A 19,899-nucleotide genomic window follows, 5' to 3' on the forward strand; every position below is an offset into this window, starting at 1 on the left:
GAACTGGCAGGAATCATCTCAATGACATTGCACATTCGCCCGGCGCGGGCGGACGAAATCCCGGCGCTGGAACAATTGATTGCCCGCTCGGTGCGCGCGCTCAGCGTGGGCTATTACACGCTCCGCCAGATCGAGTTGGCGCTGGTGCACGTCTTCGGCGTGGATTCGCAATTGATCGCCGACGGCACGTATTTCGTGGCCGAAGTAGCCGGCCAACTGGCGGCCTGTGGCGGTTGGAGCAAGCGCCGCACGCTCTATGGCGGCGACCAGATGAAAGCGGGGGAGGACAACCTGCTCGACCCGCGCAGCGAGGCGGCCCGCATCCGCGCCTTTTTCGTAGACCCGGCGTTTGCGCGGCGCGGCATCGGCAAACAATTGCTCGCAGCCTGCGAAGCGGCGGCCCGCGCGGCAGGCTTCACCCGCTTGGAAATGGGTGCGACCTTGCCGGGCGAACCGCTCTACACCGCCGCCGGGTATCGCGCGGTCGAACACTTGGCCGCGCCATTGCCTGAGGGCGAAACGCTGCCCATCATTCGTATGGAAAAACTGTTGCCCGCATGATCATGCTCGATCAGGCTTTTCGCGCCCACAGCACCCAACCGGCAGAGATGGATTTGCTCTGGGCTAATGGCTGGCGTCATTTTGGCGCTTACTTTTTCCGTTATTCGCTGGCCGAACACGGCGGGCGGATTTGCAGCGTAATCCCGTTGCGCGTGGATTTAGAGCGCTTCGCCCCCTCGCGCAGCCAGAAACGCGCGCTGGCCCGCAACCGCGACCTGACGGTCATCATCCGCGACAGTTTTATTGATGAAGAGAAAGAGGCCTTGTTCAACCGCCATCGTGTGCGTTTCACCGACAACGTGCCCGATTCGCTATACACGTTTCTCTCGCGTCAGCCTGCGCGGATGCCCTGTCAGAATCAGGAAATCTGCGTTTACGATGGCGCGCGTTTGCTGGCCGCCAGCTTTCTGGATTTGGGCGAGACCGCGACCTCGGCGGTCTATGCGGTCTTCGAGCCGGAGGAGCACAAGCGCAGCCTGGGCATTTTCACGATGCTGCGCGCCATTGAGTATTCGCGCGAATTGGGCTGCCGCTATTACTATCCCGGCTACGCCTACCGCGAGCCAAGCGTTTACGATTACAAAAAGAACTTCGCCGCGTTGGAGTATCTGGATTGGAGCGAAGGCTGGCAACAATTCAACCACGACAATCAATGAAATCGCGCCGCGCAAGCTGGAACAAAGGCTTTGCCACAGAGGCACCGAGACACAGAGAAAAGAATTGGGGCTGACAACCGCTCCCTTTCCTCGCTCTGTGCCTCCGTGACTCTGTGGCAAATTCTGCGTGCCAATCATGCCCGGCCTGATTAGCAAATCACTTCGGAGAGATCGAACTATGAACAAACTGCGCTGGGGTGTGCTGAGCACCTCAAATTTCGCCCTGACCAAAACCCTTCCCGCCATGCTGAAGGCCCAGCATTTGGAAGTCGCCGCCATCGCTTCGCGCGATTTGAGCAAGGCCGCAGCAGCGGCGGCGCGCTTCAACATCGGCAAAGCCTACGGCAGTTATGAGGCGTTGCTGGCCGATCCTAAAATTGACGTGGTGTACAACCCAATGCCGAACCACCTGCACGTGCCGTGGACGATCAAGGCGCTGGCAGCGGGCAAACACGTGCTGTGCGAAAAACCCATCGGGATGTCGGCGGCAGAGGCCCAGCAACTGCTCGAAGTTTCGCAACAGCATCCGCGCTTGAAAGTCATGGAAGCGTTTATGTATCGGCTACACCCGCAATGGCAGCGCGCCAAACAGATTGTCCAAGCGGGCGGCATCGGTGAACTGCGCACGATTCAATCCTTCTTTTCGTATTACAACGTCAACCCAGCCAACGTGCGCAATCAGGCCGACATCGGCGGCGGCGGGTTGATGGACATCGGCTGTTACAACATCTCGCTCGCGCGCTTTATTTTTGACGCCGAGCCGAAGCGTGTGCTGGGCCTCGTCGAATACGATCCGACGTTCCAGACTGACCGCATCGCGTCCGGCATTTTGGATTTCGGCCCCTCTTTGGGAAATGCCACTTCGACGTTCACCTGTTCGACGCAACTCGCGCCGTATCAGCGCGTCAACATTCTGGGCACGACGGGCCGCGTAGAGATCGAAATCCCGTTCAACGCGCCGCCCGACCAGCCGTGCAAGCTCTGGCATCAGCACGACGGCCAGCTCGAAGAAATCAGCTTCGACATCTGCGATCAATACACGCTTGAAGCCGACGCCTTTTCGCTGGCGGTGTTAAACGATACGCCCGTGCCGACGCCGCTGACCGATGCGGTGGCCAATATGAAGGTGATCGAGGCGGTGGTTTTGAGTGGGAAAAGTGATGGGTGGGTAAAGCTGGGATAGGGAGAAAATCAAAAGGCAAAAGTCAAAAATGCGGAGCTCGTTTTCAAGGTAAGAAAGAAAGTGCCGACCTTTTGATTTTTGCCTTTTGCCTTTTGCCTTTTGATTTCTTACTCCCCCGCCTTTGACCGTCGCAGCCAAAAATACGCCAACACGCCGCCAATCACCGCGCCGATGAAATCGCTCTGCAAATCATTGGGCGTGTCGTAAGCGCCGTGAATGCGCCAGCCCGGCGTCGGATGCATGTATTTGTCGTCCCACAGTTCCAGCACTTCGTAAAAGCCTGAGACGGTGAATAGCAACGCGACTGCAAACACGGTCGTCAGCGCCAGCGGCAGACGGTAATTGAACCGTGTCAGTCCTTCATCCAACAGCCACACGATGCACGGCACGACCAACAAGGGCACGGCCGTATGCGTCAATTCGTCATACGCCATTCCTGCCAGCCCATTGCGATACCAGCCAAAGATGTTGCCCAGCCAATCCAGCCCGACCGAAATCCAACACAGCAGCAACAGGAAATACGGAATCGCCAGGCCATAGCGCGTTTGAATATACGCGCGAAACGCCAGCAACAACGCCGCGCCGACCGGCAGGCTGATGTAGCCCGGCAGATAGGCCATGCGAAAGAGGAAGAACGAACCGGCGACAATAAAGAAAAGGGCAATCAACGGTTCAAACCGTTTGACCAACTGTTCCATGCACGCTCCGTTGTTTGAAAGAGTTGTTTGAAAGAAAAGATGACCAGCGCTAGCCACAGGCCGCACGACACGACCGTCAGCCAATTGCCCACGCGCCGCACCGGCGTCGAGCGAAACTCCAGCACGACCGTGTGTTCGCCGGCTGGCATCGCCAGCGTGATATTGCCAACTGGCCCGCGCGCGCTGGGCACGACGCGCCCATCCAGCAAAGCCGTCCAGCCGGGAAAATCGGAAGTGCGAAGCTGCAATTGCTCTGCGTGCTTCGCCCGCACCTGCAAGCGGCGAAATTCCGGTTGCCAAACAAGCACCTTGATTTCGCCCGCGTCAGCGTTGACGAATTGCGCTTCGGGCAGTGGCGGCGCTTCCCGCGGCACCTGGGCGGGCAACGTGGCGTAGTTGTAATGCTGTGGGTTTTCCCGAAACGCCTCGGCCCGCACCATTGGCCAGGCAACTTTCCAAAAACTTACGCCCGCAGAAGCAAACAGCATCAACCAGGCAATCGAAACCAAAGCGAACCGCCGCCACTTCGCCGTTTCGTTATTTGCTTCCTGCAAAGCCGCCTGCACGCACAGACCCGCCAGCAACGCAACGACCAAACTGGTAAGGCCCAGCATCCGCCACGCAAAGACACCGATTTCCAGCTTCGGAATCAAGCGGCCCAGCGGCGCCGAATAGCGCGTCATCAAGAAGCTGGCGAACACGCCTGAGGCCAACCAAATCGCGTTTGGAGTTCCGCCTTCAGGCGGCTGCCCCGTCAACCGCAACGATTGCCGAAACGCCGGACTCCAACGCAGCAATGCACGCGCACCCAGTAACAGCAACCCCGCATTGAACGCCCACAGAAAATCCAGCCGGGCGATGAACGGATCGAAGCGGTTGAAGCGCGTTTGCCGATAATCGAAGACGTAGGTCGTGTGATACGGCCACGTCTCGCTGACATCGTTGGCGTGAATGAAAGGCTGCTCTAAAAACGCCGGGACGAAATACGCGCCCGCCAGCATTGCGCCAAACAACAAGGCCGCCGCGAGCAAGGCCAGCGTGCGCCCTTGCCTGCGCCAAATTGCCAGGCCAGCGATAAACACGCCGAATACGAGCGTGAATTGATACGCCGTGGGCGGATGCGAAAAGAGGAAGGCGCCGTAACAAAATGCTAAGCCGCAAGCGGCAGCCAGCAGGGTTTTGTGATTGCCAGCCATTGCTTCAGTAACGGTGGCAGCCGCGCCTGCGGCACGGTCGGCGGGCAGGGCCGCCCGCGCTCCCAGGCGCTCCGCGAAAAGCAAACACAGTGGCATCCAGACAAAGCTTAATTGCTCGGCCAACGCGCCACGCTGATATTGATTCAGCAAGTGATACGGCATCACCACATATACTGTCATTGCCAGCAACGCAGCGCCGTGCCCCAACGATTCCCGCGCATACGCATACAGCGCCAAGCCCGAAGCAAACAGCATCGTCCACCACGTCAACAGCCAAACCCGTTGCCAATCACGCGTGATGAGGTACCAAAACGAAGTCAGGTAATACGCGCCCGGCGGATAAAAGCTTAGTGTTGGCGCGCCATAGCCGTTGTGCGTAGCCTCATCCCAGCGCGGATAGACGCGCCCCGCCGCTAAGCCGCGCGCAAAGGCTTGCATCTGGTTAAAGTGCATCCAGGCATCGTGTGTGATTGGCGCTTCGCCGCCGCAACAACCGACGGCGCGGTCTTCACCGATGTAAAAGAATGGCAAGGCCGCGACGGCGGATACGATCAGGCACAACAACATTGCAGTCAGCCATTCGCGCTGCTTGCTTTCTGTTCGTTTCGTCAATGTGTTTGTCTTGCTCCCCGCCCAAATAGTTTGGTGATGAGGGCGTAGATTGTGGCACGCGCTCCCCAGCTCAGCAATCGGCATGCCGCGCGTCATTTGCGGCCAAACGCCGCTGCAAGTGTCGGAGGAAAGCGTCAATTGCCAAGCCTGGCTGACGGGCAGCGCAACGTCGCGCTGGTGGGAACCCGCTCAATCGAAGACGAGCCGCGCGAACCTATGACGCTGACCTGCCATTCCTTATTCTCGATTCGTCATTCTGCATTCGTAAGCAGATGCCCCGACTGAGCCGACTCTGTCTCTGTCTGCGAATGCAGAATGACGAATTGAGAATGAGGAATGCCTGCCATCCGCTTGTTCCAATCCCGGTTGGTTTGATTTAGAGTAACGGGCGGTTTCAACCATTACCTAATTCAACCTGGATTCAGAAAAGGACGTACCACCAATGGAAGCTTTTCGCGACAGCATGCTGCAACTCATCACCCAGACCGCGACTAATCTGCCGCCCGATGTGCGCCGCGCGATGGCCCGCGCGACCGAGAGCGAAACCGGCGCGCGTTCGCTGCAAGCGTTGAACGTCATCGGCACCAACATTGATATGGCCTGCGACAACGAAGGCCCGATCTGTCAGGACACCGGCTGGCCTACGTTTGAGATCAAAACGCCCGTCGGTGTGAATCAACTCGTGATGAAAACGCAGATTCGCGCAGCCGTCGCCGAGGCGACCAAACGCGGCAAACTGCGCACCAATTCGGTGAATTCGCTGACCGGCGTCAACGCTGCGGACAACCTTGGCCCAGGCACGCCGACCATGCATTTTGAACAGTGGGAAGGCGACGACATCGAAGTCCGCCTCTTGTTGAAAGGCGGCGGTTGCGAGAACAAGAACATCCAGTATTCGCTGCCGATGGAAATCCCGCATCTGGGCAAAGCCGGGCGCGATTTGGACGGGGTGCGCAAATGCATCCTGCACGCCGTCTGGCAGGCGCAAGGCCAGGGTTGCAGCGCCGGCGCCGTGGGCGTGTGCATCGGCGGCGACCGTGCGCAAGGTTACATCAATGCCAAAGAGCAACTTTTCCGCCTGCTGGACGACACAAATGCGATTCCCGAATTGGCGAAGCTGGAAGATTACGTGATGCAAACGGCCAACACGCTGGGCATAGGCACGATGGGCTTCGGCGGCGGCGCGACGCTCATCGGTTGCAAGATCGGTGTGCTGAACCGCCTGCCCGCCAGCTTCTTCGTTTCAGTAGCATACGACTGCTGGGCCTTCCGCCGCTTGGGCGTGGTGCTGGACGCGCAAACCGGCGCGATCAAACGCTGGTTGTACCGGGACGCCGCGACGCCCGAACAGAAGATGTCGCACGGCGCCAATGGGGGCGGCTTTGTCAGAACCGGCAACGAGAAAGTCCTGCGCGCGCCGCTCACCGAAGCGCAGATGCGCGAATTGCAAGTCGGCGATGTCGTGCTGATTTCGGGCGAAGTCTTTACCGGACGCGACGCCGTCCACGCGCACCTGATGAAAAACGATCCGCCCGTGAACCTGAACGGCGCGATTCTTTATCACTGCGGCCCCGTCGTGCTGAAAGACGGCGACAAGTACACGATCAAAGCCGCTGGCCCGACGACTTCGATCCGCGAAGAACCCTACCAAGGTGACATCATCAAACGCTACGGCGTGCGCGCGGTGATGGGCAAGGGCGGCATGGGCGCGAAAACGCTGGCGGCGCTCAAAGAACACGGCGCGGTGTACCTCAATGCCATCGGTGGCGCGGCCCAGTATTACGCCAAAAGCATTGACGAAGTCCTCGGCGTCAACCTGCTCGAATTCGGCATCCCCGAAGCGCTGTGGCAACTGCGCGTGACCGACTTCCCCGCGATTGTGACGATGGACGCGCACGGCAATTCGCTGCACGCGGAGGTGGAGCAAGCGTCGGCGACGGTGTTGGCGAAGTTGAGTGAGCCGGTGTTTTGAGCCAACCGACGAAAGGCGTTGCGATTCGATTAAAGGAGGCACGATGAAAAATCAAAGCCACAAAACCAGGTTAAGGGCGGTTTGTTTGTGGGTGATGTTCGCCGCTTCAGTTGCGCCTGCCCAACAAACAGCCGCGCTGACCGGGCCGCAGATTTTTGAGCAGGTCAAAGCCAACTACGCGCAATGTCAGAGTTATATGGACACAGGTCGCGTGGAGACGGTGTTCATCACGGAGCGCGGACGGCGCACGGTTCTCAAGCCCTTCACGACGGCGTTTGTGCGGCCCGAAGCCTTTCGCTTTGAGTTTCAGGAGCGCCGGGGCGAAGCAGAGTGGGATCGTTATATCGTGTGGCAGCAAGGAGCAGCGATTAAGAGCTTGTGGACGATGAATCAACAGGAGCGCGAGTTCACTGACTTGGGGCAAGCGTTGGCAGGGCCGTCGGGCGTTTCTGGTGGTTCAGCCGTTCTGGTACCTGGGTTATTGTTGCCGAATGCAGGGCGCGGCGGTTCGTTAAAAGCGCTGACCAACGTGACATTGGTGGGCGAAGAAACGGTGGACAAACGCGCGGCCTATAAACTCGAAGCACAAGACATGCGCGGTGGGGCGCTGACGCTTTGGATAGACAAGACACAACTGGTGATTTTGAAACTTTACCGAAAGCAAAAGATTGATCCAGCCAAGTTGCCCGGCGGCAAAGGCGCGCCGTTTGAAACGCAAACCACGACGACGTTCAGTCCCCAGATCAACGAACCTGTTCCGCACGAGCGCTTGGAGTTTTTTGCATACATCACGAAATAGCCGGCGTCTGACCACGCAAGCTTGCGAGTGTGCCCGGCGTTGAAATGAACAACAAAGAGAGGCTTGGCTTTCCGCCTGAGGGACAGACCAAGCGGAGAAAGTTCGCCCATGAAAAGACTCATCGGTTGCCTTTGCTCATTTCTTACCCTGATGGGCTGCCTGTTTCCCTTTGCCACGCCGTTGGCCGCCCCACAAATTACCATCCAGACGCCAATGTCGCCGCCAACGTGGGCACTGTTGGAGCGCGAAGTATTGCGCGCGAGCACGGCAGGCTGCGAAGAATTCTTTGCCAAGTATTTCGACGAGCGCGGCTATTTGCTGTGTGTGCCGCGCTGGGGCGGCGATGACGGGCCGGATGACGCCATCGAGAATTTAGCGTTGTGGCCGGAGTTGCACGCGTTGGGCGCGTCTGATGTCATTCGCCAGATGTATGTCAAAGCCATTGAAGGGCACATCCGCCAATACACTGAGGCCAAGACCGTGGACGTGCCGCTGGCGCGCGATGGGATGTATTACAAAGAGTTCCCCGTGATGTTCGATTGGCAGCACAACGCCGAGGGTTTGCGCGTCTTCAATGCGATGGGGCTGTCCGATCCGCACGATGCAAACTATCGCAGGCGGGTGCGGCGCTATGCCGGCTTTTATATGGATGAGGACGCGGGCGCGGCGAATTACGATCCGAAGCTGAAGCTGATTCGCAGCTTGTTCAATGGCAGCCGGGGGCCGCTCTTGCGCAAGGCGACGGCGCTGGATTGGACAGGCGATCCCATCGAAGTGAAAAACCGCTTTCCCAGTCTGGTGCACGGCGAACAAAGCTACGAGCAGATGCTGGCGCATTTCAAAGAGTACGGCGACATCGTGGGCGATCATCCACTCAACTTGCTGAGCACAACGCTGGCGCTGAATGCCTATCTGGCGACGGGCGAGCAAAAGTATCGCGATTGGCTGCTGGGTTATGTTGACGCCTGGCGCGAGCGTATGGCCGCGAACGGCAACATCATTCCGTCGAATGTCGGGCTGGATGGGAAGATTGGTGGCGAAACGGGCGGCAAATGGTGGGGCGGCGTGTATGGCTGGGGCTTCTCGCCGGTGGTGCCGCAAACCGGCGCGCGCCAACATCGCAATCGCGTGCCGTGGAGCTTTATCGGCTTTATGAACGCCTACCTGCTGACGCGCGACGACAAGTACGTTGACGCTTGGCGCAAACAGGCGGACGCAATCAACGCCAACGTTAAAACCGAGAATGGGCGCACGCTTTATCCGCACATGCGCGGCGAGCAGGGCTGGTATGACTACACGCTAGAAAAGTTCAACGCCTATGCGCTCGAAGCTTATTACCTGACATTGACGCCGGAAGACCGCGCGCGGGTGCCGCGCAACGAGTGGCTGGAATTTCTGGAAGGTCACAATCCAACGTTCCCGGAAGAAGCCTTGCGGCGCGAGTTGGAACGTGTGCGCAGCCGTGTGCAAGCGATTCGCAAAGATGAGACGACGCCCGACACGCGGCTGGCCGATGATCCGTTGAATCTGAATCCGGCGTCGGTGAGCGCGCTGATGCAATTGATGTGGGGCGCGCTGCCGCCCGATGTGCGGGCGCGGGCGCTGTTTGCCAGCCTGCGCTATTTCGATCCGGCCAAGCGGCGTGCCGGGATTCCTGACGATGTGGCGGCGCTGGTCGAACAGATGACGGGCGAGGCATTGACGGTCACGCTGGTCAACCACAACCAAAGTGCAAGCCGCGAGGTCATCGTGCAGGCGGGCGGTTATGGCGAACACCAGTTCGAGTCCGTGCAATGGAACGGCCAGACCTTGCCGTTGAATGCGCGCGATGTGGCGGTGCGGCTGGAGCCAGGCGCGGGCGGCAAGCTGGCGTTCAAGTTGCGCCGGTTCGTGAATGCGCCGACGGTGGCGTTTCCGTGGGAGCGCAAGTAAAGCGGAGCAGTACCGCGCGCGTGGGCAAGCGGAGGCGTCACAAAATGCTTATATGGCATAACCTCCACCAACCGCTTGCTCACGCGCGCGGTACTGCTCCGATGCTACGCGCCTTGTCATTTACACAACTGAAACCTATTTTGCTTTCGCATCACATACAGCAGGCAAATCCAAGCTCAACTCCAATTGCATCCGTAACCAGAAAGGAAACGCGACGATGATCAGAATGTATTTGCTAGCCGGAATTCTCTTTTGCACAGGCGCGTTGACCGCTACCCCCCTGCAACGCAGCGTTGCCGCACAACAGCGGCGCGTGCCGACGGTGGACGATTTGATCAACGTCAAAGCTGCCGGCGGCGCGCAAATCTCACCCGATGGCAAATGGGTCGCTTATACCGTCAACGAGACCGATTGGAAGCAGGACGCCTTTGTCACGCACGTCTGGCTGGTCAATACAACTGGCGGCAAGCCGTTTCAACTGACGCGCGGCGAGAAAGGCTGCGGCAATCCGCAATGGTCGCCTGACGGCGCGTGGCTGGCGTTCACCAGCAATCGCGTTGGCGACAAGAATCAACTTTTCGTGATTCGCCCGGATGGTGGCGAGGCGACGCAATTGACCAAGGCGGAGAATGGCGTGAACGGCTACGCCTGGTCGCGTGATGGCAAGAGCATTGCGTATACGGCGAGCGATGCCGACAGCAAGGCGGCCAAGGAACGTCAGGAGTATTTGGGCGGCTTTGAAGTCGTGCGCAAGGAATACGCCTTCGCGCAATTGTGGACGTTGGAGGTGGCCGCAGCATTGAACGCGCCCGTGACCGGCACGCAGCGCACCAAGAACAAGGATTACACCATCGGCGGGTTTGAATGGTCGCCGGATGGCAGCCGCATCGCGTTTAGTGCGACGGTCAACGCCGATCTGATCAATGGTGGGACAGCGGATGTTTACGTGTTGACGCTGGCGGATAACGCGGCCAAGAAAATCGTCGCGCTGGCCGGGCCGGACAATTCGCCGCACTGGTCGCCGGATGGCAAGCAGCTTGTGTTTTCGTCGGCAATGGGCAATCCGAAATTCTTTCACGCCAACTCGCGGCTGGCGCTGGTTTTTGCTGACGGAGGCACGCCGCGTTCGCTCACCGATGCGTTCGATGAACAGCCGGGCTTTGTCGAATGGAACGGCGACGGCATCTATTTCAGCGGCGCGCAAAAGACGGCCTCGCATCTGTTCCGGCTCGATCCGGCGAGCGGCAAGTTCACGCGCCTCAGCGCGCCGGACAATCTGATGGCAAACGGTTTTTCGTTCACCACAGATGGCAAGCAGTTCGCCTTTACTTCGCCCGCGCCGGCCTCGCTCAGCGAAGTCTTCCTCAGTTCAACCGCCAGCTTTACGCCGCGCAAACTGACTTCGATGACCGAACAAGTCGCCAATTACACGCTGGCTTCGCGCGAAGTCATCTCTTGGCCAAGCAAGGACGGCGCAACCATCGAAGGCATTCTCATCAAACCCGCCGATTTCGATCCGAACAAAAAATATCCGCTGCTCTGCGTGATTCACGGCGGGCCGACGGGCGTTGACCGGCGCACGTTGTTGGACGCGCGTTACTATCCGGCGGACATCTGGGCGGCCAAGGGCGCGCTCGTGCTCAAGGTCAACTATCGCGGCAGCGCGGGCTACGGCGAAAAGTTCCGGCTGCTCAACGTGCGCAACCTGGGCGTGGGCGATGCCTGGGACGTGCTGTCGGGCGTGGATTATCTGATCGGCAAAGGCTGGGTAGACGGCAATCGCGTCGGTTGCATGGGCTGGAGCCAGGGCGGCTACATCTCGGCGTTTCTGACGACTTCGTCTGACCGCTTCAAAGCCATCTCGGTCGGCGCGGGCATCTCGAACTGGGCGACGTATTACTACAACACCGACATCACGCCCTTCACGATTCAATACCTGGGCCACGATCCGGCGGATGATCCGGCGATTTATGCGAAGACTTCGCCAATGACTTACATCAAACAGGCCAAGACGCCGACGCTGATTCAGCATGGCGAATTCGACAAGCGCGTGCCGATTCCGAATGCCTATGAATTGCGCCAGGGTTTGGAAGATCGCGGCGTGCCGGTCGAGATGGTGGTTTATAAAGGCTACGGCCACGGCATCACCAAACCGAAATCCATGCGCGCCGTGATGCAGCACAATCTGGGCTGGTTCAACCATTACATCTTCGGCGAACCGTTGCCGGATTTCAGCAAGCCGGAATTGCCTAGCAAAGCCGACGAGAAGAAAATGGCGGGCAATTGAAGGAGGCGTTTATGAGTCTGCAAGCTGTGCCCGCGCTGGCGCCGGATGAACCCGAAGAGAGCGCGCCTTTAACCGCGCCGCTTTTCTTGCCGTTGAACATCGGCCCCGTGCTGTTGCGGCTGGAAGAAGGTCGGTTCAATGCGGCGGATTTCGAGTTCTTTGCGGCGGAAAACCCTGACCTCAGACTTGAGATGAACAAGGAGGGCGAGATGATTGTGATGATGCCGGTGGGTTTCGCCGGTTCGCGGCGCAATGCCAACCTGACCGCGCGCCTGGTGAATTGGGCGAATGAAGACGGTTCCGGCATTGCCGTTGAGGCGACCGCCGGTTTCACGCTGCCCAATGGCGCTGAACGTTCGCCCGATGCGGCTTGGGTACGCCGCGACCGCCTGGCAGCATTAACCGAGGCCGAGCAGGAAAAGTTCTTACACCTTTGCCCTGATTTTGTGGTGGAGTTGCGCTCGGCCTCCGACCGGCTCAAGACCGTCAAAGCGAAGCTGGAAGAGTACATCGAAAACGGCGCGCAACTCGGCTGGCTGATTGATCCGCGCAAAAAGAAAGTTCATATCTACCGCCCCGGCGCGCCGGTCGAGATTCTCGACAACCCAACCGAAGTTTCCGGCGAACCGCTGCTGAAAGGCTTTGTGCTCAAGCTGGCTGGAATTCTTGATTGAGGGTGCGGGCGTCAGGCGGAGCCAAAACCTGTTCGCTTGCACAAAGCTAAAAAGGCGGGAATAAACGCCGCACGCAGGGGGATTCAACTCAACGGAGGATCGTGCAATGCAATCCGACAACTACGACGCGCTCATCATCGGTTCGGGACAAGCGGGGAAACCGCTCGCGCTGGATTTGGCCAAGTCCGGTTGGAAAACCGCGCTGATCGAACGCGACCACATCGGCGGCACCTGTATCAACGTGGGCTGCACGCCAACCAAGACGATGGTTGCCAGTGCGCGCGTCGCTTATCTGGCGCGGCGCGCGGCGGATTACGGAGTCAACGCCAACACCGTCAGCGTCAACCTCGCCGCCGTGCGCCGACGCAAACAGGCCATCGTCGAAAGCTTTCGCAACGGCAGCCAGCAACGGTTGGAAGCCGCGGCCAATTTGGATTTGCTTTTCGGCGAAGCCAGCTTTGTTTCCCCCAATTCCATCGCGGTGAACTTGCGCGCGGGCGGCACGCGCATGCTGACGGCGCCGAAGATTTTCCTCAATACGGGCGGGCGTCCGGCCAACCCGCAAATGGAAGGCGCGGACGCCGTGCCGCTGCTCGATTCGTCTTCGATTATGGAGCTGGACGCGGTGCCGGAACATTTGCTCGTGCTGGGCGGCGGCTATGTCGGCTTGGAATTCGGCCAGATGTTTCAGCGCTTCGGCAGCCGCGTGACCATCATCCAGCGCGCGGCGCAACTGTTGGGACGCGAAGATCAGGATGTGGCCGATGAGGTGCTCAAGCTGATGCGTGAGGATGGCATCGAAGTATTGCTCAATGCGGAAGCCGTGCGCGTGACGCAACAGCCCGATGGCCAGCTCGAATTGACTGTAAAAACACCGGACGGTACACGCGCGCTGACCGGTTCGCACGCGCTGGCCGCCGCCGGACGCGCGCCCAATACCGAAACGCTCAATCTGGCTGCCGCTGGCATTGCCGCCGACAAACACGGTTTTATCGTCGCCAACGAACGGTTGGAAACCAGCGCGCCCGGCATTTACGCGCTCGGCGATGTCAAAGGCGGGCCGCAATTCACGCACATTTCTTACGACGATTACCGCATTATCCGCGCGAACCTGCTGGAAGGCGGCCACGCGACGACCACAGAGCGTCTGGTTCCCTACACCGTTTTCATTGACCCGCAACTGGGCCGCGTCGGGCTGACCGAAGCCGAAGCGCGCGCGGCAGGCCTCAATATCCGCGTCTTCAAAATGCCGATGAATTATGTCGCGCGCGCGTTGGAGATGGATGAGTCGCGCGGCTTTATGAAAGCCATCGTGGACGCCGAGACACAGCGAATTCTGGGTTGTGCAATCCTGGGCATCGAAGGCGGCGAGCTAATGTCCATGCTGCAAATCGCCATGCTGGGCAAGCTGCCTTATACGGTTTTGAAAGACGCCGTCTTTGCGCATCCGACCCTGGCTGAGGCGTTCAACAATCTGTTTTCAAGTTGAAGACGGTTCGCCCGCCCAATAATCCGGCGTCTCCAGCGTAGCCGGATCGCGCCGTTCCATCCAGCGTTCGGGACGCTTCAATTCCGCAAAGCCGAATTTGCCATATAACGCCTGCGCGTCTTTGGTCGCCAGTGCCCAACGGCGAAAGCCCTGCAACTGAGGATGCGTGATGATGACCTCAGTCAACCACGTACCAAGCCCTTGCCCTTGATGTTCCGCCAGCACAAACACATCAGCCAACCAGGCGAAGGTGGCGTAATCGGTAATCACGCGCCCAAAGCCGACTTGCGCCGCGTCGTGATACAAGCCGAAACAAAGCGAATGTTCGAGCGAACGCGCGACGACCTCGCGCGGGCGGCCCGTCGCCCAATAGGTTTGCGTGCTCAAGTATTGATGAATCAACTCGACATCCACCCGCTGCGGGTCGGTGCTGATCGTGTATGCGTCGCGGCGCCATTCGTGAATCATGTTTATCTCACAACCTGTCAGTGACGAGTACGCGGCCTTTCGCGCCCAAGGGTGTGCGGCCATCCGCGCCAGTGATGCGGTCACGCAATTCGCGGATAAGCCTTCATCCGGATTCTCCTTGTTGCGGTGTCGGCATCCGGCGCACATCATCCCGCCTGTGCCGTGTTTCGTAAAGCGCAAGTTGCACGCGCCGCCGCGCCACGGAATAATCGCGCCGTAATCACGCTTTAGGAATCAACCCGCAATGACGCTGCCACAGGACTTTTCCGCCCAACTGCTTGAATGGTACGACCGCACGGCCACGGCGCTGCCCTGGCGCGGCAGCCGCGATCCTTATCGCATCTGGCTTTCCGAAATCATGCTGCAACAGACGCGCATTACGGCGGTTGAACCCTACTACGCGCACTTTCTGGAAAGGTTTCCCACCGTGCAAGCGCTGGCCGCCGCGCCGCTCAATGAAGTATTGAAAGTCTGGGAAGGACTCGGCTATTACGCGCGCGCGCGCAACCTGCACCGGCTGGCGCAAACACTGGTCAACGAGCACCACGGCCAATTCCCCGCTACAGCCGAAGCCTTGCAGCAGTTGCCCGGCATAGGCCGCTACACTGCCGCCGCGCTTGCCAGCATTGCTTTCGATGAGCACGCCGCCGTGCTCGACGGCAACGTCATCCGCGTACTCGCACGGCTGACCGATCTGCCCGAGGACATCACGCAACCCGCCACGCAGGCGCAACTCTGGCAATGGGCCGAAGCCTTATTGCCCGCTGAACGGCCCGGCGCTTACAACCAGGCACTGATGGATTTGGGCCGCACGATTTGTACGCCGCGCCGTCCGGCTTGTCAGGCTTGCCCGCTGGCCGCACATTGTCTGGCCCAGCAACACGGCACGACGGCGCAACGCCCGGTCAAAAAAGCCAAAGCACCGCTGCCGCAGGTGCGCGCCGTTGGCGCAGTGGTACGCGATGAAATGGAGCGCGTGCTGTTGGTGCAACGTCCGCCCAAAGGCCTGCTGGGCGGGCTGTGGACGCTGCCCGGCGGGCTGTGCGAAGCAGATGAATCGTTGCCGGATGGATTGCGCCGCAACGTGCGCGCCGATTTGGGCTTGGAAATCGAAGTCGCGGGACAGATGGCCGTCGCGGCGCAAACGCTCACCCACATGCGTTTGACGTTGCGGGCCTTTGCTTGCGAGATTCTCGCCGGCAACCCGCGCGCATTGGGCGTCGCGGCATATAACTGGGTCACGCTGACCGAGGCGCAACATTTCAGCCTGGGCAAAGCAGATCGCGTGATCATCGAAAAGCTGCGGCACTGGCAGCCGCGCCTGTTTGAAGAATTTGAGTGATTTAAGCGCGGGCCTGCCACTTCAGCTTTTAGAAACCAATTCGTTGACAAAAGCCAAACTGCTTCCTATCATCCTGCCTGTGTCAGTCGCTCACGTCGAAAACCTCCTAAAAGAATCGCGCAGCGCCATCATCGAGTTGCTCAAGGTCAAAGGCGCACTGACCGCCGAGCAATTGGCGGACGAACTGGAAGTGTCGAAGGTCTGTGTGCGGCGGCATCTGAGTTTGCTCGAAAGCGACGGCTTGATCGAATACGAACAGGAGCATCTGGAGCGTGGACGCCCGCGCTTTCTTTATCGCCTCTCCGACAAGGCCAGTTGCCTGTTCCCGCGCAGTTATGACGAGTTTGCCAAAGAGGTTTTGACGCAAGTGCGGCGCGAGTTCGGCGAGGCGGGTGTGGCGCGCGTGTTGGAAGGCCGGGCCAATGAATTGATCGCCGAGTTAAAGCCGTTGCTGACCGGCTTGAAAATGGAAGAGCGCGTCAAACGGTTGGTCAAAATCATTTGCGAAAAAGGCTATCTGGCCGAGGCCCGCAAGGCTAAAGACGGCAGCTTTCGGTTGCGGCAACGCAATTGTCCGACCGAGAAAGTGGCGACGGAATATCCGCATCTGTGCGAGCAGGAGTTGCGCGTTTACGGCGAGGCGTTAGGCTGCGAAGTCACGCGCGAGTGCCGTATCGTGGAGGGCGCGACGATGTGCGAATACAAAATCACGCCGATGACCAGCGCAAGCGAATTGCCGGCGTACACGACTTTGCCCATACTCAACAACTGACCAAATTGTCATTGAATAGGGAACCAAAAAGCTGAATGGCTACGGAAACGGCAACGGCCAACATCACTGAAGAAATTGTTTTGAATGCACTGCGGGCGGTCAAAGACCCCGATCTGCACAAAGACATCGTCGCGCTCAACATGATTCGCGACATCAAAATTTGCGGTGGCGTCATCGGCTTCCGCTTCGTGCTGACGACACCCGCCTGCCCGGTGCGCGATCAATTGAAATTTGAAGCCGAGAAGGCTGTGATGTCCATCCCCGGCGTCGAACAGGTCGAAGCCAAGATGGAAGCCGAGGTGCCCAAAGCCAAAGGCAACATTGACAAGGCCGCGCTCGAAGGCATCAAGCACATCATCGCCGTCAGTTCCGGCAAAGGCGGCGTGGGCAAATCCACTGTCGCGGTCAATCTGGCCGTTTCGCTTTCGTTGATGGGCGCGCGCGTCGGCATCGTGGACACGGACATTTACGGCCCGAACGTGCCGATTATGATGGGCGGCAAGGATATGCCCCTGGTGCGCGGCGAAAAGATCATTCCGCCGGTTTATCACGGCGTCAAAACGATGAGCATCGGCTTGCTCAACCCCGGCGATAAAGCCATCGTCTGGCGCGGCCCGATGCTGCATTCGGCGGTCAACCAATTCCTGCGCCAAGTCGAATGGGGCGAGTTGGATTACCTCGTCGTGGACATGCCGCCGGGCACGGGCGATGTGCAATTGAGTCTGGCGCAGATGGTCGCCATCGCGGGCGTAGTGCTAGTCACGACACCGCAGGAAGTAGCGCTGGGCGATGTGCGCAAGGCTTACAACATGTTCGAGCAGTTGCAGGTGCCGGTCTTGGGTATCGTTGAGAACATGAGCTATTTCGAGTGCCCCAACGACGGCATCAAGTATTTCATCTTTGGCAACGGCGGCGGCGAAGCGCTGGCGGATCGGTATGAAGTGCCTTTCCTGGGCGGCATTCCCATCGCCATCGCGATTCGTGAAGGCGGCGATCTGGGCATCCCCGTCGTGATTAGCCAGCCGGACGGCGCGCAGGCCAAGGCATTCACCACTGTCGCGCAAAACGTCGCGGCGCAAGTGAGCATTCAAGCGCTGAAAGCAAACAAGGCGCTGCCGGTTTTGAATTTGAAGAAGTAGGTTTTAGACTCCGATTGCAAATTTGAAATTGGAGATTTGGAATTCGAGATTCGCACTTATAGGCAAAGCTGGAAGCTGTCGAACAGTCGCCAGCGATCATCAATGACACTATCTAAGGAGAAAACGACATGAATTTGACTCTGACTGAAACCGCCTTGGGCGAGGTGAAGAAGTTTATCGAAGCTGAAAACGTCACCCCCGAGGGCGGCTTGCGCGTGCGCGTGGTGCCGGGCGGCTGCTCCGGGTTCCAGTACGCGATGAACATCGAAGAGGCCGCACAGGCCACCGACGAAGTCGTCGAATCGGGCGGCTTTAAAGTCTTCGTGGACATGTTCAGTGCACAATACCTGGACGGCGTACAGATTGATTACGTCAACAGCGTGATGGGTTCGGGCTTTACCTTCAACAACCCGAACGCGAGTGGCGGTTGCGGCTGCGGCAGTTCATTCACAGCATAGTGATTACAGAACGCAATACGGTACAGGGAGCGGTAGCAACCTGCTTGTTCGACAAGCTGCCAGCTTGTCGAAGCTTGGCCGTTAGCCAAATGGGTTAACAGCCGGGATTTCGACAAGCTGGCAGCTTGTCGAACATACAACCTGATGGCTTCGAGTTCTTCAAGCGTGAATTGACCACGTCGCTACCGCTCCCCGTACCGCATCCTTTCATCGTATGACTCGACCCGCACTTCAACCTAAGTTTACCCCGCAATTCGACAGCACTGCGCTGCTTGCCGATTACGGCGACGTGCGCGCCGAGTACGAAGCAATCCAACACAGCACAGCGTTGATTGACCTGTCGCCCGCAGGCAAATTGACGATCAACGGCAAGAACGCCGTGCAATTCATCAACGGCCTGGTCAGCAACGATGTTAAAACGCTGGCGGCGGGCGCGGGTGTGCTGGCTGCATTCCCTAACCTGCAAGGCAAGGTCGCGGCGCTCGCCAGCATCTACCACACGAGCGACGGCTTGTTGCTCGAACTCGACGCCAGCAACCGCGCGAAGATTTTCAAGAACCTGAGCCGCTTCGTTCCCGCAGGCGAATTTTTCCTGACTGACATGACCGAGCAACTGGCGCTCTTCACATTGCAAGGCTCGCGCAGTGCCGCACTGCTCACGGCATTGGCTGGTCAACCAGTTGAATTCACCACGGCACGCACCATCACGCAAACCACATTGACCGGCACGCCCGTGCAAATCGCCGCGCACGCACGCACCGGCCAAGCTGGCTTTGATCTATTCGTGCCGGTGAACGCCGCCGCCGCCATCCGGCAAGCGTTGCTGACGAATGGTGCGCGGGCCGCCGGGCAAACAGCGCTCGACATCGCGCGGCTCGAAGCGGGCTTGCCGACGGAGCCAGCGGACATCAACGAGAATTACATCATCAACGAGACCGGCTTGACCGAAGCGGTCAGCTACACCAAAGGCTGCTATCTGGGCCAGGAAGTTATCGCGCGCATTCACTGGCGCGGCCAACCGGCCAAGCAGTTGCGTGGTCTGTGGATTGACGCCACCGCACCGCCCGCCGCTGGGACCGAACTCTGGGCCACGAATGACAAAGGCGAAAGTAAGCAGGTCGGCGCAATCACCAGCAGCGTGCGCAGCCTGGCGCTAGATCGCGTGATCGCCTTTGGCTACGTGCATCGTTATTACCTGAACGCGGGCACGGAATTCACCCTCAAACACGGCGAGACGGATTGCGGGCGGGCACAGTTGGCTGAAACGCCCTTCGTCACGACATCCAATGGAAACTGAACCCAAAGCACCCAAACCGGAATTGACGGAACTCGATCTGGAAACAGCCGAACTGTTTTATACGATCATTTCGCGTTACGTTGACCACACTCAGATTTCCGGGCTGGTCATCGCGCAACTCGCCGCCCGCCTGGGCGAAGAGGGCGTCAAACCCATCGCGCAAGGCGAATACTGGCAAGGCTACATGGCCAGCCGCCACATGCTGAACGATGCCAAAGAAGACATCGAACGGCTGACCCGCTTGATCGAACGTATGCAGCAGCAACGCGCAACAACTGACTAAAACTATTTCGCCGCAGATGACCGCAGACAAACGCTGATTCGGTTCAATCTGCGTTCCTCTGCGTTGATCAGCGGCTGATTT

The 19,899-nt window shown here is 59.0% G+C and carries 18 protein-coding genes; 15 read left to right on the top strand and 3 right to left on the bottom strand.

Annotated features, from left to right (window positions below; genetic code table 11):
* Positions 1-21: 21 nt before the first annotated feature.
* The 3 genes from HY011_01030 to HY011_01040 all read left to right on the top strand — a co-directional run bounded on the left by HY011_01030 (position 22) and on the right by HY011_01040 (position 2,400).
* Complete coding sequence (locus HY011_01030; GenBank protein MBI3421497.1) at positions 22-561, top strand: GNAT family N-acetyltransferase; 540 nt, start codon at positions 22-24, stop codon at positions 559-561.
* Between the two features lie 2 nt (positions 562-563).
* On the top strand, positions 564-1,217 hold the full coding sequence (locus tag HY011_01035; GenBank protein MBI3421498.1) for an arginine-tRNA-protein transferase: 654 nt from the start codon (positions 564-566) through the stop codon (positions 1,215-1,217).
* A 178-nt stretch (positions 1,218-1,395) separates the two neighbouring features.
* Complete coding sequence (locus HY011_01040; protein ID MBI3421499.1) at positions 1,396-2,400, top strand: Gfo/Idh/MocA family oxidoreductase; 1,005 nt, start codon at positions 1,396-1,398, stop codon at positions 2,398-2,400.
* 107 nt (positions 2,401-2,507) lie between these two features.
* Here HY011_01040 and HY011_01045 read toward each other — a convergent pair whose 3' ends face one another.
* A complete protein-coding gene (locus HY011_01045) occupies positions 2,508-3,098 on the bottom strand; it encodes a DUF2238 domain-containing protein (protein MBI3421500.1) in 591 nt (196 codons plus the stop codon).
* Complete coding sequence (locus HY011_01050; GenBank protein MBI3421501.1) at positions 3,065-4,906, bottom strand: hypothetical protein; 1,842 nt, start codon at positions 4,904-4,906, stop codon at positions 3,065-3,067. Before HY011_01050 ends, HY011_01045 begins: the two co-directional genes overlap by 34 nt.
* Positions 4,907-5,348: 442 nt before the next feature.
* On the opposite strand from HY011_01050, the gene HY011_01055 reads away from it, so the two are divergent.
* The 6 genes from HY011_01055 (at position 5,349) to HY011_01080 (ending at position 14,059) form a co-directional block, all read left to right on the top strand.
* On the top strand, positions 5,349-6,878 hold the full coding sequence (locus HY011_01055; GenBank protein MBI3421502.1) for a fumarate hydratase: 1,530 nt from the start codon (positions 5,349-5,351) through the stop codon (positions 6,876-6,878).
* 43 nt (positions 6,879-6,921) lie between these two features.
* Entirely contained in the window at positions 6,922-7,677 is a 756-nt protein-coding gene (locus tag HY011_01060) for a hypothetical protein (GenBank protein MBI3421503.1), read from the top strand.
* A gap of 150 nt (positions 7,678-7,827) precedes the next feature.
* Positions 7,828-9,609, top strand: coding sequence for a hypothetical protein (locus HY011_01065; GenBank protein ID MBI3421504.1), 1,782 nt, complete (start codon positions 7,828-7,830; stop codon positions 9,607-9,609).
* A 226-nt stretch (positions 9,610-9,835) separates the two neighbouring features.
* Positions 9,836-11,896: a S9 family peptidase gene (locus tag HY011_01070; GenBank protein MBI3421505.1), complete on the top strand. Its 2,061-nt coding sequence runs from the start codon at positions 9,836-9,838 to the stop codon at positions 11,894-11,896.
* Between the two features lie 11 nt (positions 11,897-11,907).
* Entirely contained in the window at positions 11,908-12,570 is a 663-nt protein-coding gene (locus HY011_01075) for a Uma2 family endonuclease (GenBank protein ID MBI3421506.1), read from the top strand.
* A gap of 106 nt (positions 12,571-12,676) precedes the next feature.
* Positions 12,677-14,059: a mercuric reductase gene (locus HY011_01080; GenBank protein MBI3421507.1), complete on the top strand. Its 1,383-nt coding sequence runs from the start codon at positions 12,677-12,679 to the stop codon at positions 14,057-14,059.
* Here the strand turns inward: HY011_01080 and HY011_01085 are convergent.
* Positions 14,051-14,527 carry a GNAT family N-acetyltransferase gene (locus HY011_01085; GenBank protein MBI3421508.1) on the bottom strand — a complete coding sequence of 159 codons (477 nt, stop codon included), beginning with the start codon at positions 14,525-14,527 and terminating at the stop codon, positions 14,051-14,053. The genes HY011_01080 and HY011_01085 overlap by 9 nt on opposite strands.
* A gap of 244 nt (positions 14,528-14,771) precedes the next feature.
* On the opposite strand from HY011_01085, the gene mutY reads away from it, so the two are divergent.
* The 6 genes from mutY to HY011_01115 all read left to right on the top strand — a co-directional run bounded on the left by mutY (position 14,772) and on the right by HY011_01115 (position 19,818).
* A complete protein-coding gene (gene mutY / locus HY011_01090) occupies positions 14,772-15,869 on the top strand; it encodes an A/G-specific adenine glycosylase (protein MBI3421509.1) in 1,098 nt (365 codons plus the stop codon).
* A 79-nt stretch (positions 15,870-15,948) separates the two neighbouring features.
* Positions 15,949-16,641 (top strand): HTH domain-containing protein, encoded by a 693-nt coding sequence (locus tag HY011_01095; protein MBI3421510.1) that lies wholly within the window; start codon positions 15,949-15,951, stop codon positions 16,639-16,641.
* A gap of 35 nt (positions 16,642-16,676) precedes the next feature.
* Positions 16,677-17,780 carry an Mrp/NBP35 family ATP-binding protein gene (locus HY011_01100; protein MBI3421511.1) on the top strand — a complete coding sequence of 368 codons (1,104 nt, stop codon included), beginning with the start codon at positions 16,677-16,679 and terminating at the stop codon, positions 17,778-17,780.
* A gap of 128 nt (positions 17,781-17,908) precedes the next feature.
* Positions 17,909-18,238: an iron-sulfur cluster assembly accessory protein gene (locus HY011_01105; protein MBI3421512.1), complete on the top strand. Its 330-nt coding sequence runs from the start codon at positions 17,909-17,911 to the stop codon at positions 18,236-18,238.
* Positions 18,239-18,452: 214 nt separating this feature from the next.
* Positions 18,453-19,535, top strand: coding sequence for an aminomethyl transferase family protein (locus HY011_01110; GenBank protein ID MBI3421513.1), 1,083 nt, complete (start codon positions 18,453-18,455; stop codon positions 19,533-19,535).
* Complete coding sequence (locus tag HY011_01115) at positions 19,525-19,818, top strand: hypothetical protein (GenBank protein MBI3421514.1); 294 nt, start codon at positions 19,525-19,527, stop codon at positions 19,816-19,818. The genes HY011_01110 and HY011_01115 overlap by 11 nt, the downstream gene beginning before the upstream one ends.
* Positions 19,819-19,899: the final 81 nt, after the last annotated feature.

This window comes from Acidobacteriota bacterium, assembly GCA_016196035.1.
Classification (GTDB): domain Bacteria; phylum Acidobacteriota; class Blastocatellia; order RBC074; family RBC074; genus JACPYM01.